This is a genomic window from Colwellia maritima (assembly GCF_022669015.1).
Taxonomy (GTDB): Bacteria; Pseudomonadota; Gammaproteobacteria; order Enterobacterales; family Alteromonadaceae; genus Colwellia; species Colwellia maritima.
The window spans coordinates 1-19,494 of sequence record NZ_JAKKSL010000008.1; the positions used below are offsets into that span (position 1 = coordinate 1).

The following is a 19,494-nucleotide window of genomic DNA, read 5'->3' on the forward strand; positions in this document are numbered from 1 at the left end:
CATCATTTTATTACGTGGATCACGTTCATTGATACCGCCAATCGTCTTGGTTTGCATAAAAGCTTGTAAGCCCGGCGTACAAGTTGCGACCTATACTATTCTTGTAACCACCAAGGGTGCATCTGAGCGCAGCATGTGCCAGTCGTTTACCAGATTGATCCTGCTTGTAATTGCTTGGCAATTTTTTGAGCATGAACTAAATCATCACTCCATACTCCTGCCGATAAGCCATATGAGGTTTCATTGGCAATTTCAATCGCCTGTTGTTCATGCTAAATTTAATTACACTAAACGCGATTAAATATTTCTTGCATGACCAATGTCCATATCATTTTTAACATCTGTGATTGCTGGTTGGTTGAACATAATACCCCCTCAAATCCCTTGGGCTTAATCGGCTCACCACCACAAACAAAAGTTAAACCTTGTTGCTTGTCAATCAATGCTCCCCATGATGCGGTCGTATTGATTTTTATTGGCAATCAGACTATAGATGTTCTTTGGATCTAACGGGTTACCTACCACTAAGGTGTCACATACTGCTGCAAGTTTTTTCCATTAATTGATCATGAATGGCTTCGTGAACTAAAATGCGTGTACCAGATTCACACGCTTGGCCTGAATTAAATAAGCCGCCAAAGGTTATACCATATGCTGCAAGGTCGAGATCTGCATCTTTCATAACTATTCTTTGGGCCTTTGCCACCCAACTCCAAACCCACAAGTTTGCAACTTTCAGTAGCCATTTTTTGAATATGTTTGCCAACACAGGTAGAGCCAGTAAAAGATACTTTTCCAACGTCTGGGTGAGTAGTAAGCGCTTCACCTACACTAGCACCGTCACCATTTACTATGTTTAGAACACCTTTAGGTAAAACGTCTGACAGTAGTTGCACCAAATGAGTTGTGCTTGCCGGTGTATATTCAGAAGGTTTAATTACAACGGTGTTTCCTGCGGCAAGGGCCGGTATTATTTTTGCTACAGCAATAAAAATAGGAAAGTTCCAAGGCGTAATTAATGCACAGACACCGATGGGTTCTTGCCAAACTTGTGCGTGACCCGCTTCAGGTAGAGGCTTAGTGGGTAAATCAACTATATTATTAGTCGTTTTTATTAAATCAGCATAGTAGCCGATTAAATCGATTACAATAGGGATGTCCATACCGGCTGCACGGCGGATGGTACCGCCAGAATCTCGTGATTCGATAAACATTAACTCTTCAGCATGAGCCCCAATCACCTGACCACATTTGAATAACAAGTCTCCACGGTCATTGTTACTCATTTCACGCCATGAAGGTTGATTAAATGCCCGCTTTGCTGCAGCTACTGCAGCATCGACATCACCCTTGTCCCCCATAGACATGGTTGCATAAACTTCACCATTTGTCGGGTTGATTACGTCAATTGATTCAGGCGTATGCCCTAAATAATCTTGCCCATCGATAAAATGGCCATAATGGAGTTCTTGTTGTAAAGACATAGCTTCCACCTCTGTTTTAGTAATTAATATTTGTATGTAATTTAAACAACCGCCATAGCCTTAAGTTTAGCGTATTGTTCATCAGATAAGTTCAACTGAGCTAAAATCTGCTCTGTATGTTCACCAAATTTTGGTATTTTCCCTACTTGTGATGGCGTCTTATTCAATTTCGGTGCCGGTGCAGGTTGAATTAAATCATTCTCGACGACAAAATTATGTCGAGCCACATTATGTGGATGTTCAACCGCTTCTTTGAGCGACATTACTGGGGCATAACATGCATCAGTACCTTCAAAAATATTATTCCAATGCACTTGTGGTTGAGATTTAAAGTATTTCGTTAATTTGGTTATTGCTAAAGGCCATAATGATTTATCGTATTGCATTGAAAAATTAAGATCGTCAGCAAATAAATAAGCGTAATAAATTCTTTGTAAAAATTAGGCTCTAGAGCCTGAACCGTTATATATTTATCATCAGCACATTGGTAGGTATTAGCCCAAGGAGAGGCACCAGTTAAAAAATCACCGCCACGTTGTTCTCCGACTAAGCCATTGGCATACAAACTGGTTAGTAAAGTCTGCATGTACACATTGCCATCGCAAATTGCAGCGTCTATCACTTGTCCTTCACCGGTGCTAAGTACATGAATATAGGCAGCTAGCATGCCCATGACTAAATGCAACGAACCGCCGCCAACATCACCAATAATAGTGGCAGGAGGGAATGGTTTATCGTTAGCAAAACCGCTGTAAGCTAATACACCAGAAATGGAGGCATAATTTATGTCGTGGCCTGCGGCTTGAGCTAAGGGGCCATGCTGTCCCCAACCAGTCATTCGACCATAGATCATTTTTTTATTACGTGCTAAACACACTTCTGGTCCCAAACCTAAGCGCTCTATTACGCCAGGACGAAAACCTTCAATAAACATATCGGCTTGTTCAACGAGTGATAACACTAGTTGGATTGCTTCTGGTTGTTTTAAATCAAGAGCAATTGATTGTTTTCCTCGTTTAAAAAACTCTGTTTTGTTTGAGTTAAAAAGGCCAGGCGAGCATTTGGGTTATCGGTTTTACGTTCAATTAAAATCACTTCAGCACCCAAGTCTGCTAGCATCATGCTAGCGATAGGTCCTGGACCTATGCCGGCTATTTCTATTACTTTAATACCTTGCAATGCACTCATAATCTTTAACCTATTATTTTTTTAAAAGTCCGAAATTTACTTTTTAAATTCAGCTTAAACATTGCTACTAATTACCAATAAATACAGGTTTGCGTTTTTCTGAAAATGCCGCTAACCCTTCTTGAATGTCAGCAGATAAGAAATGTTCACGTAATTCGAGGAGTTCAGAATCTAGCGCTGATTGTCGAGTTTGATCCTGCGCTTGATTCGCTATTTTTTTCATACGTTGCAGCACTAATGGGCTTTTTTCTGCTAGGTCGTCACAAAGTTCTTGAACACGAGAGTACAGTTGCTCATGCTCTACAATTTCGTTAACCAGTCCGTATTGCTTCATTTCGCTTGCCGGTAATGATTTGCCTGTAAATAATAAATATTTAGCGACGTTGACAGGTACTAATTTAGGCAATATTGCCGCGCCACCCAAGACCGGGGAATACACCAAAATTTGAGTGGGCGTCACCCAATGTTGCCTTGTTTGATGCAATGACAATGTCACAACACATAGTAAGTTCTAAACCGCCGCCATGGTCATGCCGTTTATTGCGGCTATTACGGGTTTCGAGCAGTTGCGTAGGGCCCCAAAACTAGTACGGCATTGCATTAAAAAATCTTTTTCACCTGGCTCTGCTTTTTCAAGTACTTGCTTTAAATCAGCTCCTGCACAAAAAGCAGGGCAGTCGGTGGCGGCGAGTACTACAACGCGAATGTTATCGTCTTGTTCAAAATCGGTTAAAGCGATTGCTAAATCGTCCAAAATAGTGCGTGTGAGTGAGTTAAACGCCTTTGGTCGATTAAGTATTAACCAAATTTCTGATTGACCTCTTGTTTCTACTAATAATTCTGACATGTTATTCTCCTCTTAGCGTGCCTGCATGACTGTTGCAGCATCAAGACGTAAACAACGACCATTTACATAGGCATTTTCCGCAAGATAAGCACATGTGTGGGCAAATTCTGCCATGTCACCCATACGTTGTGGGGCTTGGCACATAGCAGTGAGTGCGACTTGTACTTTCTCGTCTAGTGATTTAATCATAGGTGTGCCAAATAGGCCTGGAGCGATAGAATTGACGCGAATACCATACTTACCTAATTCACGAGCAGCGGGTATATTCATGCCATTTACTCCTGCTTTAGAACTAGAATAAGCTGATTGGCCAATTTGACCTTCAAAGGCAGCACCAGAAGAAATGTTGATAACAACACCTCGCTCACCTTTTTCATCGGGTTCGTTTTTCGCCATTTGCTCGGCACATTTTGCCATGACATTAAATACGCCATTAAGGTTTACGTTAAGTACCATGGCGTATTTTTTAAGGCTGCTTGCTTTGCCTTCCTTATCCAAAATTTTACATGGCAATGGCACACCTGCGGCGTTAATGTTTACATGGATAGCATCAAATTTAGCCACGATATCGGCAACGGCTGCATCGATACTTTTTTCGCCGGTGACATCGGTTTGACAAAATATTGCATTATTTTCACCGAGCAATGTTATAACTTCGGCACCGGCTTCAGCGTTTAAATCTAATAAAGCTACTTTCGCACCTTTTTCAGTCACCATATATTCTGCCGTTGCACGGCCTAAACCAGATGCACCACCTGTGATCACGACAACTTTATTTTGTAAATTCATTTATATATTCTCTTCGATATTTGTTAAAGTAAGAGTAAAACTCTAGCCTTTTTTAATGTTAATCAATTATCTAAAGGCTTGAACCCCTGTCAGCATACGTGCAATCAGTAGCTTCTGAATTTCAGTCGTGCCATCAGGAATAGGGCCAATAATGGCTTCACGAGCTAAACGTTCCACAACAAACTCTTTAGTAACACCGTTACCGCCATGTATTTGCACCGCTTGACGTGTGGTGTTAACACCAATTTCCGTGCCGTACCATTTGGCCATTGAACACTCTACGTCACAACGAATACCTTTATCGATCATATCGCCGGCACGCAATGTTAATAGCCTTGCTGCATCGATTTGGGTTGCCATAGTGGCAATTTTTTCAGCAATTAATTGATGTCCAGCCTATTTGTTTACCGTGTTGAGTACGCTCTTGTGAATATTTAATTGACTCTTCTAATGCTCGACGACCCAATGAGTAACCCCACGCTGCCATATGACAACGAGCGCGTTCAAAAGTTACCAGTGTGTTTTTTAAACCATCGCCAATACTTCCCACGGTGTTAGCGATAGGCACACGCACATCTGCCAGAAAAATTTGCGAAGTAGACTGGCTGTTGAGCGCCATTTTAGGAATGCCACGTACCTCCATTCCCGGTGTTCCTGCAGGGATCGCTATATGGGTCAATTCCCCTTCACCTGTTTTACAGGTACAAACGAATAGATCCATGTGTTCACCATTGGAAATCCAGGTTTTCTCACCATTAAGTACCCAATCATTGCCGTCTCGTACCGCACGTGTTTTCACAGCTGCAACGTCGGAGCCAACATCTGGCTCAGATATACCAACGGCGATAAATTTTTCGCCACTCAATAATCCAGTGAACATATTCATCACGAATATGTTCGGGAGCGTTATTAATCAACAAATCGGCACCGACTACATTAATGAGGGTCGGGCATAGCCAAATCTAAGGAAACGACAGCAACTTCTTCCCATAACAATAAATGTGTTACCCAATCCATGCCTAGGCCGCCAAACTCTTCAGGGTGTGGCGCACAAACCAAACCGAATTCGGCTAAACTTTGGTGCAGCCTTGCAGCTGTTCTTTGCTGAAATGACCTTCACCATGTGCTTCAAGCTGTGGCTTGATTTCTTTGTTAAGAAATTTACGCAGGCCTTCGGTAGCCATTTTTTGTTCTTCTGTCATTAAAAAGCTCACTGTCTTCTCCTCAATTTTATTTTTTATTTAGTTCCGTACTTATTTTGCGAGTATATTGACTGCTACGGCACCTTCTTCTATACCAACTAGACCACCACTGTTTTCATGAACAGCGTGTCTTGCTCCTTCAACTTGACGGACACCACCTTCACCGCGTAATTGAGTGACCAACTCGTGAAGTTGACCTAAACCGGTAGCACCTAACGGATGTCCCTTAGATTCAAGACCACCAGACGTGTTGATTGGTATACGTCCACCAATGCTAAAGTCACCTCGCTCAGCTGCCGGACCTGCTTCACCGAAAGGCACTAGTCCAAGATTTTCTGCATGCAGTATTTCACCCATAGCTGTTGCATCGTGTACTTCCGAGACATCCATATCTTGAGGACCAACGCCTGCTTGCTCATAGGCTTCCATTGCACATAAATGAGCGCAATGTAACTCAGGATTTGAATAAGAGCGATCAGTTGCACTTCGAGTAACTGTCGCTAACACTTTGATGGCGCGATTTTTGTCAGAGCCAATGCGTTTAAGCCCATCTTCGTTACAAACGATTACTGCAGCTGCACCATCAGAAATTGGCGCACACATGGGTAATGTCAGTGGGTAAGTAATAGGTGGCGCATTCAATACTTCTTCAATCGAATAGGCTTGTTGAAATTGAGACAGAGGATTGTGCGTAGAATGTTGGTGGTTTTTTGCTGAAACAGCCGCTATTTGGCGTTGAGTGGTACCATACTTATGCATATGAGCACGAGCAAATGCGGCATATACAGACATAAATACGCTATAAGGACGGTCAGACTCATGACCTTCTGGCACAACAAAATCTTTTGCAGGAGCTAACAACCTTGCTAAATTTGCATCGGGTTCAGATAAATCCCAAGCGCCGTCAAAAACAGAAAACATTCTTGCTTTATCAGTAATGTTCATTTTTTCAGCGCCAATGGCTAATGCCACATCACAGCTTCCCGCTTTTAACATTTGAACAGCGAGATGAAAACCAGAAGAGCCAGCGGTACAGCCATTCTCAACATTAAATACAGGAATGCCTTGTATACCAATTTTGCTTAGATAGACTTGACCAGGGATAAAGGTTTGTCCTTGAAGATGACCTTGAGTGGTTCCTGAATAAAAAGCGGTACCGATATCTGATTTTTCACAACCAAGATCTTTTATCGCTGCGTCTAATGCTTCATCACATAGACTTTCCATACTGCGTTCGATATGACGACCAAATGGTGTCATTCCGACACCGACTATATATATATTTGACATTCCAAGTGACCCTTAATTTTGACTTGCTAAAAGGCTAGCATCTCAATTTAAATAATCTCATGGGGTAATGTGTCAATGGATTCGATAGTTTGGCTTAAAATTACAACTATAAAGTGTCAATTTTACGGTCTGAAGTTTATAAACTAATGAACTGAGCATATTTAAATAATCACTCGTTGTTTTAAATTAGGAGTGCTTATTGGTTATCACAGTTCTATTTTGTAGATTATTTTGAGATAAATAAAAGAAGTACAAGATGATTGCTGCTAATTTAAGAAATTTCTTGAAGCCGGAATAATTACCAATTTTTCTTATAGTAAACAAACCGTGAACACTCGAAACTGCTCGTGCTATTAGACTATTTAGCTTTAGATCAGTTGATGTCTTTGTGAAAAACCATTCAAAATCCTACATGTAAAATTGGGCCTTAATTGTTCACATGATGGCCTATATTAACACTATTGTATTTATCAATATTTGCTAACTTGTAATGACAATAATTATAAATTGTAACTAATTTTTTAGTCCAATATAACGAATTTAAAGTAGGTAATACATTATGAACATTAAAGATTTTCCAAAAACACCAATCGCCAAGGTATTGTGCATAGTGTTGGGATCGACTTCATTTGCCAGTTTAGCTCAAGAAGAAGCAAAGGATGTTAAGGCAAAAGGTTCTGCACTTGAAGTTATTGAAGTCACAGCACGTAAGCGTATTGAATCTGTGCAGACCGTGCCAAGTAGCATAAATGCTGTTACCGGTGAGAACATTCAAGCTATGGGGGTGCACACTGTTGAAGACTTATCTAAATACGTACCTGGTTTGGAACAGCCGCAACTGGCTAACCACAGTCGACTCTCACTGCGTGGTGTATCGTCAGGCGATAACCAGTCATTTGAGCAGTCTGTCGGCACCTACGTAGATGGCGTTTACCGTGGCCGAATGAATCAGCAACGCGCCGGTTTCTTTGATATGCAACGTGTCGAAGTACTGAAAGGACCGCAACTTACATTGTACGGTAATAGCTCGATTGGTGGTGCCTTAAGTATGATCACTAATCGACCTGATGTCGGTGATGATCTAAATGGCGAATTCACGGTTAAGTATGAAACTGAGTATGAAGAAGCTCAGATCTTGGGTGGGCTCAATATCCCGGTAACGGATGAGTTTGCTCTGCGTATTGCCGGTAAGTGGCGTGATCAGAACAAAGGTGCGGCGTTTAATAACTACACGGGGAAAGATGAGCTTTATTTCGAAGATTCGGCCTTTCGTATCGGCGCAGTTTGGCAGCCACATAATGATCTGAGCCTATACTTACGTCATGAGCAAGCTACATTTGAGAAGTTCGGTGAGTCACTGGCCATTTATCGTCATGTTAATCCGGATTTCACTGACGTTGAAAACTCGCCATTGGCACCATTTGGAATTGGCACGGGCGAATTGAATACTGGTAATGACGATTCCATTTTCAATAACGGTCCGTCAGGGAATAAAAATGAAAGTGACGAGACCATGTTAGAAATAGTATGGAATATCAGTGATAATACGACTATTACCTCTATTACAGCTCAAAGTGGTTATGACTATTTTCATACCTTAGATATTGATATGACACCCGAAGATATCATGTCATCTGATGTTCCTGAAGATTATGAACAGTTTTCGCAAGAGCTTCGCTTTGATATGATAGTTAATGAGCAAATTAATTTGATGGGTGGGCTCTACTATCAAGATGCTGATTTCAATACCGGCTTTGACGTTGATTTTCATTTAACTCAACTAGGTGTGCCAAACTTTACTCGTTCAAATTATCTTGAACAAAAAACAGAACAAAGCGCGATTTTTGCTCAAGTAGACTATCAGGCAACAGACAAACTTTCATTGACCTTAGGTGTGCGGTATAGCGATATCGAAAAAACCGCTACACAAGGGTTAACTCTTCTTAATATCGATGGAACGGTAGATACTCGTCCTGCTTTCCCTGATGGTCACCCTTATGCGGGCTTGACTCCGGCCTTTGCTGAGTTATTGGGGCGCTTTGAAATCGGTAGGTGCGCCGCATGAGTTTGAGAACATGAAGCGCGAAGAAAGTCACACTATGGTACAAGCCGCCGCAAGTTACTTCTTCACAGATACCTTTATGGGCTATGTTAATTTTGCTGACGGTGCCAAGGTCGGTGGTTTCGATACTCTGTATGAAGGTCCTTCATCTGCATCACCGCCGGGTACTTCGCCTGGTCCAAGTGCCGGTACTCCGGAAGATACCCAATTTGAAGATGAACAGGTTACCGCGTACGAAATCGGCTTTAAGTCTGACTGGGATGATATGCGTTTGAATGTTGGCGTGTTCTATGGCACTTATGATGACTTGCAGACCTCCATTTTCAATGGTTCTATCGGATTCAACGTTGGTAATGCGGGTAAGGCTATACAAAAAGGTATTGATGTAGAGTTTATTTGGCAAGCTACCGATGACCTAAGCATTACAGCCAATGCTGAGTATTTAGATTTTTACTATGACAAGTTTGAGGGCGCTGCCTGTAGTTTAACTGAAGTATATGAAGGTGAAGCGAACGAAGATGGCTTGTGTGACTGGTCTGGAGACAACCTAGCTTGGGTGCCAGAGTTTAAAGCTGTTGTGGCAGTAGAGCATCTGAATGACGTTATGGGTAGCTATGAAATGTCTAACACGTTAATTGTGAATTACAAGTCTGAACATACAATAGACTCTAGTAACGAACAGGGTTTTCTTCAAGATGGTTATGCCCTAGTTGATTACCGTTTAAAACTGACACCAGAAGACAGTGACTGGCATGTAGCACTAACGGTCACTAACCTCCTTGATAAAGATTATGAAATATACATCGCTAAGATCCCGCTGAACACAGGGGCCTATGCCAATGGTATGCATAAAAAGGCACGTATGATTAACCTTGAGTTTGGTTACAGCTTTTAACTCAACAAAGCCTGCTTGTGTAAGACAAGCAGGCCTTTTAAAAATTTAGTTCTTTATTGTACTGTGTTTAATTTACTTGAAAATGACTGACCAGTGCATGCACTGGTTAAGATTAAAACCGATACAGATTATATCAGCGTTAAATCAAGGCTCTCATCAGTGAAGAAAACTACTTTTTTTAACGTATAAATAAGGTGCGCACGATTGGCGTAAAATTGTGTTGTGCGACCCTTGAAATAGTTATTGTCTCTTTTAATTAAATAATGTGCCACAATGAATATTAAATTAACTAATAATTCTGATTTGTTTATGGAAAAAGAGATCACTATGCCTTTTCAAACGCTAGTGGAGTTTGAAAAAATAGCGGCCTGTCATGACATACCCGTGCAAACACTGGATAGTCACATTGGTTTGAAAAAAAAGAGCGAGAACAGCGCTCAAGGTTACCTTTAAAGTATTTGGAAGATGCGTTCTTTTTTTTGTATGATCAAACTAATGATGAACTACTGCATACCGCGACATCACCATTAGCTAAGGGCACAACCTTATTTGCATGCAAATTGGGTTGCCACGCTAAAAACTTGCTGAGTGCATTGACCACTATTGAAGAATTTTACAACTTGACCCTTGGGCCATTAAAACTTCAATTAAAACGAAGAGGGGGAAAAGCGACATTATGTATTTATATCGATTTTATCCCGACTATAAAGCAGGGGATTATCGCTGAAATTTATATCATGGTCTTTTACCGACTAGTTTGTATGTTAATTAATAAACGTATCCATATTTACAAAACATTTGTACCCCATGGCAAACCTTCTTATGGCGAAGAATACAAACTGCTTTATAACAACAAATTAGTTTATAATTCTGATTTCTTAGGCTTTGAATTTGATGAACTTCATCTACACTCATCGATAAATGCAAAATATGATCAGGTTGCACATTATTTTCAAAACCCAATGCAACTTATTAAGCTGCATTTAGCAGACAATGTCACTTATGCGGGTAAGGTGCAACATCTGTTTATGTCAATGTCAATGTCAATGAATGAGCTGCCAAATAAAGAAGAAGTAGCAAAAAAACTCAATCTTTCAACACGTACGCTACATAGAAAACTGATTTTTGAAGGTACCGCCTTTCAACAGCTTAAAGATGACTACCGTTATAAGTTAGCTGCTCATTATTTAACCACAACAAAATTAACAGTAGAAGAAATTGCCTACAAGCTTAACCTGTGTGATGCTTCATCTTTTATTCATAGTTTTCACAAGTGGTCAGGTAAAAATCCACAGAGTTACCGTCAGGAAAATAGTAAGTAACTCCCAGTATTGGGATTAGAAAATACTGATAGTTACAAAAGTTGCCACCTTCATGTGTGCAACATTAGGTTGTATTCGTAAATCAACAGTTGACTAAAGAAAAACAGTTTTAATTTGTATATCTCGTTTTGGGGGCGATATTCGTACAAAATGAGTGCATGTCTACAGTTGTAGTATTGACTATTATGTAGACAATTGAAGTTATATCGGGGCACAAACCGAGATAGGATTTCTGGCTTAGTTCTTGACTGCTCGGCTTATGAGGTCGCTATCATCAGTGAAGTCATACCTTTAGGTGGCGTTAAAGAGTCAGGCCTCAGCAGAGAAGGTTCTCAATATGGAGTTGATGATTATCTTGAACTAAAATGTATTTATATTGAGGATTTATAATTAACTTCTGGGCTGTTTAAGCGCTGACTAGGGTATTTCTTTCTACTTCACTAATATTAAGGTTTGGCCCATTATCTCTTAGGCAGTGAGTCACTAATCCACTCAGTAGATTCACATAACCCCATTACGTTTTACAGTTAAAGGCACAAATACATGCAGTGCCTTTAACTGATTTTTATTTAAATCAACAACAAGAAAATTTTATTATTGAATTGGTTACATCTTGTCATAAAATTCTGGCACTTCATCTTTGTGCCACACAGCTGTTAAACCGCAGGCCTTAAACTGCTCTAGCCTGTCCCAAACTAATTGGCCCTCTATTAAGGTGACATCTACTTGAGTATTGTGCATATTACCCTGAGGCTCTAAATCAAAAAGGTTACGATCTAATACAATTAAATCAGCCGACTTGCCCACTTCAATACTACCGGCCTTGTCATCTATACCCATGCTCCAAGCTCCGTTTATGGTCATTACACGCAAAGCCTGCTCAATAGATATCGTTGAACCATAGAAGGTTTCTTCGCGCTCACCCCATGGGTTTTTTCGGGTGATCATGGTTTCAAAACCAACCCAAGGATTGATATTAGCGACAGGCCAATCTGTACCCATAACTGCATTGCCACCAAGATCAATAACCCCTTTGAAGTTATAGATGTTTTTAATTCTCTCTTCACCGGCCTTAGTGCGAGCATAAGAAAAGTCGGATGGGTACCAAAGTACAGGAGAAAATTCTGCGGTGACATCCAAGGCGTTAAATCGCACTAGATTCTCTTCCATTAATAGCGTGGAGTGGGCGCATTGATGACGCATGCCATTAGGGCCATTAAGTCGACGGGCTTCTGCAACCGCATCAAGAAATAGATCAGATGAACCATCGCCAGTACAATGGGCAATCACTCGTATTCCTTTACGATCCAAATCGACCACCATGTCGCAAATATGCTCAGGGGTCATATTCAGGCTACCACGCCAAGTACTTTCACCGGGCCAAGGCGTCGACAAGTAAGAAGACTGTGTTTCGTGCACTCCATCGAAATGAAATTTAACTGCGTTAGCATTAAAGCGAGCACTGCGATAATAATGGCGTTCACCGGCCGATAAGCTCCCGCTGTCGTTTAACTGGGAAAATATCATCTTGCCAACTGATAGCCGCTTCGACACGGAGTGTCATTTCACCCGCTTTGTCGAGCGTGCTAAGCGCATTTAAACGGTGCTCACAAACATGTACATACTTGGTTGCTACTACGCCACGACTGCTCTGATACTGCATGCCTTCGCGGTAAGCGCGCAACAACGCGTGCATAGGAGTAGGTGGCATAGCCCCATGAATAAGTGCATAGGCACCATCAACTAAGATACCAGTAGGCTCGCCAGTAATACTGTCACGTTCGATGTAACCGTTACCTGGATCAGGAGTATCTGCGGTTATTCTGGCTAGTGCTAGTGCTTTAGAATTCACCATCATCGAACCCCAAGATCGGTCTAAAATGGCAATAGGACGGTCGGAGATAATACTGTCCGCCCATTCTTTACCTGCTTTGAGGCCTGCTTGGCGAAAAGTGAAATGAACAAAGTACTGGCCGTAAATCCATTCTTCATCAGGCTTGGCTTCGGCGTAATCCACTATCGTTTGTTTGACTTCTTCAGGGGTTGGGCTATCCAACCCGACATCTAAATAACCTGAATAATCTGGAGCAAGCGTTAGATCAGGATGTGTGTGCATATCATATAAGCCAGGCATAGCAAAACGACCTTGCAGATCCACAACCTTAGTATGCTGATCGATATGAGGTGTCATTGTTTCTCGATTACCCACCGCAATAAATTGGCCGTCTTTGGGGTTCTAGGGATTTTCCCCTCTAAAGTAACATAAATCGCCATACTCACCATATTTAAAGGCATACAAAGGTGGGTTACTTCTCCAAAGTATGGCAAATTATGAGGTTAACAACCCCTTAAACTTAATTTAATTCCTATGGCTATAAAAAACGAACTATCAATTCTTACCAAAGCTGAGCAGCTTGATCTATATTCTCCGCCGCTATTATCACTTGAACAACAACGATTGTATTTTACGCCAAACGAGATCGAGTTAACAGAGTTGAAAAGTATTCGCCTAAGGAACCACCGATGCTATTTCATTGCGTTATTAGGGTATTTTAAGTCTAAGCCTGTGATTCTTTCACCTAGCTTTAACCTCATCTTTGACGATATGCAGTTTATTTCAACGCAAGTTCAAGGAGGCAAAGGGATCAGGCCTTTCAGCATTAATAAGATGCAGCGTGACCGTATATATCAAAGAATACTGAGGTTATTAAACTATCAGAAATGGGACGAAAGTCTGCACTTTGCGCCGCTGTACGAACATCTTGTTATGGTCGGCAAAGCTTGGCTTGAGCCTCGTTATCTATTCGATGCAGCCGCTGAATATCTAGCAACGCATAGAATTGCCATCCCTAAATATACTGTCTTACAAAAGCTTATCAGTCGTGTTATCCAACAGGTCAAGAAGGCGTTAAATAATAAGCTTCGTATTCATGTTTCATCTGAACTACACGGATTTCTAAATACTATTATCGATGACAAAGATGGGCTCTCCTTAAGCCGCCTTCGAGCCGGTGCAAAAAGCGTTATGGTGACAGAGCTAAAAAAAGAACTGACGGTGTATCATCAGTTACAGCCTTATACAAGACAGATTGATAATGCTGTTAAGGGCTTAGCCTTATCGTCTAAAAACCAACAACACTTCGGTGAAATGGTGGATTATTATGGCAGTAAACTAAAACGCTTTAAGCGTCCACAGCAACACCTATGGTTGCTGTGTTTTCTGACTCAACGCATACGGCAAAGCCTAGAGCGATTGGCTGATGGGTTTATTCATCATATCCGTAAACAACAAGAAGCTGCGCATGCGTTTGCCCAACAGGCAGTGTTTGACTCATGGAGGTCAGCTGCAGACAATGTCACCAAAGCCGCAGAATTACTGCATCTGTTTGTTGATGACAGTATCGACGATAATCAACCATTTGCAACGGTTAGGCAACAAGCATTAAGTGTAATGAATAACCAAGATATAGAAACGCTATGCCTGTACTTAAAAAAGCAAAAACGCACGGTAGAAGAATATCAATGGCAATATTATGATGATCAAAACGGGTTAATTGAGCAGTTATTAAGGCCCGTGTTTCTATGTCTTGAATGCCAAGCAGGTAAAGGCTCAGAAGCATTAGTGACCCGTACTCAAAACCACAAAAACAGAACTATTAGCAGGTAATACATTGCAAACAATGGATAGTACACTTATCCAACAAAAACATCGTCCATGGTTAATTAACAAGGATGTTGTTCATCCACAGCGATACGAATGGTTGCTTTACCGTCAACTGGCTTCTCGGCTTAATGGTCGAATTTACTTATCAAACGTCACTAAATATCGTGCGCTAGAAGACGACTTAATTGCATCGTCAATACAGCCTGATCTATTGGCATCATCAACATTGGAAAAGCTAAAGCAGCCGATTCAGAAGCTACTGCAAGTAAAACAAATACGCTTAACAACATCCCTAGAAGATGTTGCTCGTCACATTGATAATGGTGATAACCGCAATGTGATCATGAAGAGCCGAAGTGGCACACGATGGCGACTGCCAGTTAAAGGCTCCCAATCACTTGTCAACAACCCTTTCTTTAAACAAATGATCCCCGTCAGTATTGCTGATGTGTTGCGTTATGTTGAACAAGAAACCAACTTTATGCAATGCTTCGCACACGTGCTGCCAATACAAAAACAAGTAGGCGCCAATCAGGATGATTTATTGGCTATTCTAATTGCGAATGCGACACATCGCGGCGTATATGGGATGGCACAAATATCTGATCGCAGTTATGAGCATCTAAGCACTATACAAGCTAATTATATTAGGCCTGAAACCTTGCAAGAGGCTAGTGATATCATCAATAACGCAGTAGCGGCACTCCCTATTTTCCGCCACTATCACATCCAAGAAGACGTCCTGCACGCCAGTACCGATGGGCAAAAATTTGAAACTCACCTTGAGACTTTTAAAACTCGCTACTCCTCGAAATACTTCGGCACCAACAAAGGTATTACGGCCATGACGTTAGTTGCCAATCATAGTGCGTTAAATGCCCGTATCATAGGATCTAATGAGCATGAGTCCCATTATATTTACGACTTACTACAATCTAATACTAGTGATCTTAAGCCAGATGTCCTCTCAACCGACACCCATGGTGTTAATCATGTTAATTATGCCTTATTGGATTTATGCGGTTATAGTTTTGCGCCTAGGTATGCTCAGTTCACCAGTGTGATCAATGACCTATTTAACGTAACTGAAAGCGACGACGGAAACACGCATCTGGCGCTGAAAAAGCCGATAAAAATGAATGTGATTGAAGAAGGCCGGCAGGATATTCAGCGTATTGTGTTATCCCTTCAAGAAAAACGCACAACACAGGCACTGCTAGTACGCAAATTATCTGGTTATCCATCTGGACACCCTATATTACAAGCTTTAACGGAATATAATAGGCTCATCAAAGCCCAATATTTACTTGATTATATTGATGATGCAAGTCTGCGCCAATATGTTCAACGAGCACTGAACCGAGGCGAAGCCTGGCATTTCCTCAGGCGAGCTATTGCATCGGTCAATCGTGACCAGTTCCGTGGAAAAAACGAATCAGAAATAGTCGTCTGGAACGAGTGTGCCCGTTTGACGGCAAATGCTATTATCTACTTTAACTCGATGATCCTAAGTCATCTATTACTGCACTTTGAAGAAGTTGGTGACGAGGAAAAAGCAGCAATAACTCGACAAGTATCACCCGTTGCATGGCAGAACATTAATCTGAGCGGCACTTATCAGTTCGCTAGTAACCGCAAACTACCTGATTTACAGGAAATAACTAGGCCTATTGTTGAAAATGAAGTCTAAAATGAAAGGTAACCCGGCCTCCACAAGCCATTAACTGCGAGGGTTGTGGCGATTTATGTTACTTTAGAGGGGAAAATCCCTAGAACCCCACATACACTCCCTGCAAGCAGTGACGGTGAATATGGTCAGTTGGCTAACACCTCCGGCTTTTCCTTACATGCAGGGGTCTTCGCTAATGCCGATGAGCCAGATAAGTTAGAAAGGTTATGCCGCTACATCAGTCGCCCCGCCTATTAGTGAGCAACGTTTAAGTATGACTGACCATGGAAAGGTGCGCTATGAATTGAAGACGCCTTATAGAGATGGTACTACACACGTGTTCTTTGACCCTATCGACTTTATTGGCAAACTAGCCGCTCTCATTCCGCCGCCAAGACTTAACCTCACCCGATTTTTCGGCGTATTCGCCCCTAACAGCAATCTTCGTGCACAAGTCACTGCATCACAACGCGGTAAGAACAGCCCTAGACTCGTCAATATAGAGGACGGACATTCGGATAAACCTTACCATGCGCGAGCAATGACGTGGGCCCCCGCTTAAGGCGAGTATTCAATATTGACATCACTGAATGCGAAAAATGTGAAAAACACAATGTAAGCATCATCGCTTGCATAATAGATATCCACATTATTCAAAAAATACTGAAGCATTTAGATAAAAAGTACCCAACTTCTAAACAAACAAAACTGTTGCCACATTTGCGTGCGCCACCTGATGAACAATACGGAAACGATTTCACTATTCAACGTGACTTCAATTTTGGGGCGTAGGCTCCATTTACTGTTGCAAGAGTAAAGAAAAACACTAGTAAATGGTGGGGCTATTCGCGCTTCAATTCCTCATGTCCTTTACCAAAGGCCTGTCTACGCATGAAATGCTAAACTAACACGCCATAAAACACTCCCACAATTCGATATTTCAACAAACCAATCTAGTCATAAAGACAGCTGTCACAGGGGGTAGCAAATAGCTTTAATCCGTCTTATACTCTGATTCAAGCCATGGATTGGTAACTACTCCATCAACAGGATTACCAACTTTTTCCTTTTTCCTTTTTCCTGGCAACCTTCAGCCGCGGCCGATAAAGGGCATCTTTGTTGCCATGATGGTCATGAACTGGATATTGCTCTCCAGAGGCAAGCTGGCCATCTGGACCACTGCCTGTGCTACGTGCTCCACATTCATTACCGCTTCAATGGCGATCTCACCATTGGCCTGTGGCACGCCGCGTTGCATGGGCGCAGCCATATCGGTAGCCGCATTGCCAATGTCTATCTGTCCGCAGGCAATATTGTAGCGTCTGCCATCCAGAGAGGTGGATTTGGTCAGCCCGGTCATGGCGTGTTTGGTCGAGGTATAGGGTGCCGAGTTGGGGCGTGGCGCATGGGCAGAAATCGAACCGTTATTGATAATGCGACCGCCCATTGGTTGTCGGTTTTTCATGATACGAAATGCCTGCCGGGTGCAGAGAAAGGCGCCGGTCAGGTTGGTCTCGATAGTCGCTTGCCAGTGGGCGAAGCTGACGTCTTCCAGTGGTACTGGCGGTGCGCCGGTACCGGCATTGTTGAATAGCACATCCCGGCCTTCCAAAGCGCTCGCGTATAGTAGCAAAAAGCGCTTCAACGGACTCCGGTTTGCGAACATCAGTTACCACTGCAAGGGCATTGTCGCCCATGGGACCAAAGCAGCCTTGATAGTCTCATTCAGCTGTTCTTCGCGTCGGCCGCCCAGGACCACGGCATAGCCTGCATCAAGCAGGGCAATGGCGGTAGCGCGGCCAATGCCACTCCCCAAAGACCGGTAATCAAAGCGACAGGTCGGTTCTCTGACATTGTTGTTTCCCTTGAATGAACGATGCCAAAGCATACCGCAGATGCAAAAAAGCCGGTTACCCTCGGGTAACCGGCTTCTGGTTGCCGGCGCTTATGGTGCCAGGTGCATTGTGATCAGCAATGGCCGATCAATTGATGCCCTTGCGCTCAACATCCGGCCCGCGGTCAGTACACAGACCACAACGGCTGCCGTAGAAGGTGCTTTCGGCGTTACCATCGTTCATCAGGTGGAAGCGGAACCATGCAGTGGACGGACCGCGAAAGTCTCCAAGCATTACCGATAGGCTCGAAGTGGTCGGCGCTGTTGAGCTCACCCCAGAATACCTGAACGTTAGCATTACGGAATACCGGTGCGGCGTTCAGACCTGGTGAAGCGATAGAGTCACGACCGCCGGTCATCAGGAACATGGGTCCGTTTTGCTGACGCCGGAGCCGGAGCGGTGGCCCAGACCAATGGTGTAAGGTCGAAGGGAGCAGTCACGGTCACACGACCGTCACGACCGGCCATGATGGAGCCGCCGCCGCCCTGTGAGTGGCCAGTGCTACCGACTTTATTTAGGTTGAGCTTGCCCGCGTAAGTGCCTGAGCTACGGCCATTTTGCTGCACAAGATAATCGAGGCAGTCGATCATCTGATCACCGGAGCCGGCGTTGGAGGTGCGAGCTGCGGCGACGACGAAACCATGACTGGCCCAGTGATTCAGCAGGCTGCCGTAGGTGCCTGGTGAGGCGCCGGTGCCGTTACCCCAGATGATGATCGGGTGACGACGTCCTTCAGCGCCCAGAGTGCGTGGACGATAAACTGTGCAGCTAGGGCCTTCATTGCCGCCGGTAGTGGCAAAGGGACCTGAGCGGCTGAAATCGGAAACCGATGGGAAATCGCCACCGCCGCCGCCGGAGGGTGGCGGAGTTGGAGTCGGAGTTGGGGTGTAGGCCATGACGCTGATCGACATCAAGAGGGCAGCGGCAATGCCGACATTTTGAATGTTGCCATTTTCATAGTGATTTCTCTTCAGTTTGTTTTTGTTAAGGTCACTGAGCCTTTGGCGTATTACCACTATCAGGCTCTCAGCGACCTTGAATATAGTCGCGGCAATCCTGTTCAACACTCGCCTATTCGGGTGAAAATTGAGACAGATAAAAATAATGTTACCCATTGGGTTGTTTTTCAGATCAATCTTGGCAGGTAAAAAAAGGCCAGTTCCCTAGGGGGACTGGCCTCGGAACAG

At 43.0% G+C, this 19,494-nt stretch carries 23 protein-coding genes and 2 pseudogenes; 8 read left to right on the plus strand and 17 right to left on the minus strand.

The features are described from left to right. The coding region (locus L3081_RS29450; RefSeq protein WP_242289520.1) for a hypothetical protein at window positions 1-301 on the plus strand (301 nt) is incomplete at its 5' end. A 231-nt stretch (window positions 302-532) separates the two neighbouring features. Here the strand turns inward: L3081_RS29450 and L3081_RS29305 are convergent. From L3081_RS29305 to L3081_RS25605, 13 genes and pseudogenes are all read right to left on the minus strand, one after another. Continuing rightward, window positions 533-682, minus strand: coding sequence for an aldehyde dehydrogenase family protein (locus L3081_RS29305; RefSeq protein ID WP_420839793.1), 150 nt, complete (start codon window positions 680-682; stop codon window positions 533-535). Continuing rightward, window positions 624-1,484 carry an aldehyde dehydrogenase family protein gene (locus L3081_RS25565; RefSeq protein WP_242289523.1) on the minus strand — a complete coding sequence of 287 codons (861 nt, stop codon included), beginning with the start codon at window positions 1,482-1,484 and terminating at the stop codon, window positions 624-626. The genes L3081_RS29305 and L3081_RS25565 overlap by 59 nt, the downstream gene beginning before the upstream one ends. A 41-nt stretch (window positions 1,485-1,525) precedes the next feature. Beyond that, on the minus strand, window positions 1,526-1,870 hold the full coding sequence (locus L3081_RS27650) for a CoA transferase (protein WP_274620775.1): 345 nt from the start codon (window positions 1,868-1,870) through the stop codon (window positions 1,526-1,528). Next, a complete protein-coding gene (locus tag L3081_RS25570) occupies window positions 1,840-2,484 on the minus strand; it encodes a CoA transferase (RefSeq protein WP_338027508.1) in 645 nt (214 codons plus the stop codon). The genes L3081_RS27650 and L3081_RS25570 overlap by 31 nt, the downstream gene beginning before the upstream one ends. Continuing rightward, window positions 2,469-2,672: a CoA transferase gene (locus L3081_RS25575; RefSeq protein WP_242289526.1), complete on the minus strand. Its 204-nt coding sequence runs from the start codon at window positions 2,670-2,672 to the stop codon at window positions 2,469-2,471. Before L3081_RS25575 ends, L3081_RS25570 begins: the two co-directional genes overlap by 16 nt. A 67-nt stretch (window positions 2,673-2,739) precedes the next feature. Beyond that, complete coding sequence (locus tag L3081_RS29310; protein WP_420839794.1) at window positions 2,740-3,132, minus strand: enoyl-CoA hydratase/isomerase family protein; 393 nt, start codon at window positions 3,130-3,132, stop codon at window positions 2,740-2,742. Beyond that, a pseudogene (locus tag L3081_RS29315) lies at window positions 3,071-3,519 on the minus strand (enoyl-CoA hydratase/isomerase family protein). Before L3081_RS29315 ends, L3081_RS29310 begins: the two are co-directional and overlap by 62 nt. Before the next feature lie 12 nt (window positions 3,520-3,531). Next, window positions 3,532-4,308, minus strand: a complete 777-nt coding sequence (locus L3081_RS25585) for an SDR family NAD(P)-dependent oxidoreductase (RefSeq protein WP_242289529.1) — start codon at window positions 4,306-4,308, stop codon at window positions 3,532-3,534. 66 nt (window positions 4,309-4,374) lie between these two features. Beyond that, a complete protein-coding gene (locus L3081_RS27655) occupies window positions 4,375-4,668 on the minus strand; it encodes an acyl-CoA dehydrogenase family protein (protein ID WP_274620776.1) in 294 nt (97 codons plus the stop codon). Between the two features lie 13 nt (window positions 4,669-4,681). Then, window positions 4,682-5,194, minus strand: a complete 513-nt coding sequence (locus L3081_RS27660) for an acyl-CoA dehydrogenase family protein (protein WP_274620788.1) — start codon at window positions 5,192-5,194, stop codon at window positions 4,682-4,684. Between the two features lie 50 nt (window positions 5,195-5,244). Then, window positions 5,245-5,367: an acyl-CoA dehydrogenase family protein gene (locus L3081_RS25595; RefSeq protein ID WP_242289532.1), complete on the minus strand. Its 123-nt coding sequence runs from the start codon at window positions 5,365-5,367 to the stop codon at window positions 5,245-5,247. A gap of 11 nt (window positions 5,368-5,378) precedes the next feature. Beyond that, window positions 5,379-5,522, minus strand: a complete 144-nt coding sequence (locus L3081_RS25600; protein ID WP_242289534.1) for an acyl-CoA dehydrogenase family protein — start codon at window positions 5,520-5,522, stop codon at window positions 5,379-5,381. A 39-nt stretch (window positions 5,523-5,561) separates the two neighbouring features. Continuing rightward, window positions 5,562-6,800: a thiolase family protein gene (locus L3081_RS25605; RefSeq protein ID WP_242289536.1), complete on the minus strand. Its 1,239-nt coding sequence runs from the start codon at window positions 6,798-6,800 to the stop codon at window positions 5,562-5,564. Window positions 6,801-7,359: 559 nt separating this feature from the next. Here L3081_RS25605 and L3081_RS27665 point away from each other — a divergent pair. The 5 genes from L3081_RS27665 (at window position 7,360) to L3081_RS25625 (ending at window position 11,469) form a co-directional block, all read left to right on the plus strand. Further along, window positions 7,360-8,865: a TonB-dependent receptor gene (locus L3081_RS27665; protein ID WP_274620777.1), complete on the plus strand. Its 1,506-nt coding sequence runs from the start codon at window positions 7,360-7,362 to the stop codon at window positions 8,863-8,865. A 10-nt stretch (window positions 8,866-8,875) separates the two neighbouring features. Next, complete coding sequence (locus L3081_RS27670; RefSeq protein ID WP_274620778.1) at window positions 8,876-9,757, plus strand: TonB-dependent receptor domain-containing protein; 882 nt, start codon at window positions 8,876-8,878, stop codon at window positions 9,755-9,757. Between the two features lie 273 nt (window positions 9,758-10,030). After that, the gene (locus L3081_RS25615; protein ID WP_242289538.1) at window positions 10,031-10,210 is read left to right on the plus strand and encodes a hypothetical protein; all 180 of its coding nucleotides are present in this window, start codon (window positions 10,031-10,033) and stop codon (window positions 10,208-10,210) included. Window positions 10,211-10,236: 26 nt separating this feature from the next. Then, the gene (locus L3081_RS25620; protein ID WP_242289540.1) at window positions 10,237-11,079 is read left to right on the plus strand and encodes an AraC family transcriptional regulator; all 843 of its coding nucleotides are present in this window, start codon (window positions 10,237-10,239) and stop codon (window positions 11,077-11,079) included. Between the two features lie 195 nt (window positions 11,080-11,274). Next, on the plus strand, window positions 11,275-11,469 hold the full coding sequence (locus L3081_RS25625) for a hypothetical protein (RefSeq protein ID WP_085300738.1): 195 nt from the start codon (window positions 11,275-11,277) through the stop codon (window positions 11,467-11,469). 216 nt (window positions 11,470-11,685) lie between these two features. Here L3081_RS25625 and L3081_RS27675 read toward each other — a convergent pair whose 3' ends face one another. Together L3081_RS27675 and L3081_RS27680 are read right to left on the minus strand one after the other, a co-directional pair. Then, window positions 11,686-12,606: an amidohydrolase gene (locus tag L3081_RS27675; protein ID WP_274620779.1), complete on the minus strand. Its 921-nt coding sequence runs from the start codon at window positions 12,604-12,606 to the stop codon at window positions 11,686-11,688. Further along, window positions 12,560-13,270 (minus strand): amidohydrolase family protein, encoded by a 711-nt coding sequence (locus tag L3081_RS27680; RefSeq protein ID WP_274620780.1) that lies wholly within the window; start codon window positions 13,268-13,270, stop codon window positions 12,560-12,562. Before L3081_RS27680 ends, L3081_RS27675 begins: the two co-directional genes overlap by 47 nt. A 177-nt stretch (window positions 13,271-13,447) precedes the next feature. On the opposite strand from L3081_RS27680, the pseudogene L3081_RS25635 reads away from it, so the two are divergent. Beyond that, window positions 13,448-16,433: pseudogene (locus L3081_RS25635) on the plus strand (Tn3-like element ISKox2 family transposase). A gap of 253 nt (window positions 16,434-16,686) precedes the next feature. Beyond that, window positions 16,687-16,974: a transposase gene (locus L3081_RS29320; RefSeq protein ID WP_420839795.1), complete on the plus strand. Its 288-nt coding sequence runs from the start codon at window positions 16,687-16,689 to the stop codon at window positions 16,972-16,974. A gap of 528 nt (window positions 16,975-17,502) precedes the next feature. Here L3081_RS29320 and L3081_RS25645 read toward each other — a convergent pair. Together L3081_RS25645 and L3081_RS25650 are read right to left on the minus strand one after the other, a co-directional pair. Continuing rightward, a complete protein-coding gene (locus tag L3081_RS25645; RefSeq protein ID WP_242289542.1) occupies window positions 17,503-18,024 on the minus strand; it encodes an SDR family oxidoreductase in 522 nt (173 codons plus the stop codon). 624 nt (window positions 18,025-18,648) lie between these two features. After that, window positions 18,649-19,422, minus strand: a complete 774-nt coding sequence (locus L3081_RS25650) for a poly(ethylene terephthalate) hydrolase family protein (protein ID WP_242289543.1) — start codon at window positions 19,420-19,422, stop codon at window positions 18,649-18,651. Window positions 19,423-19,494: the final 72 nt, after the last annotated feature.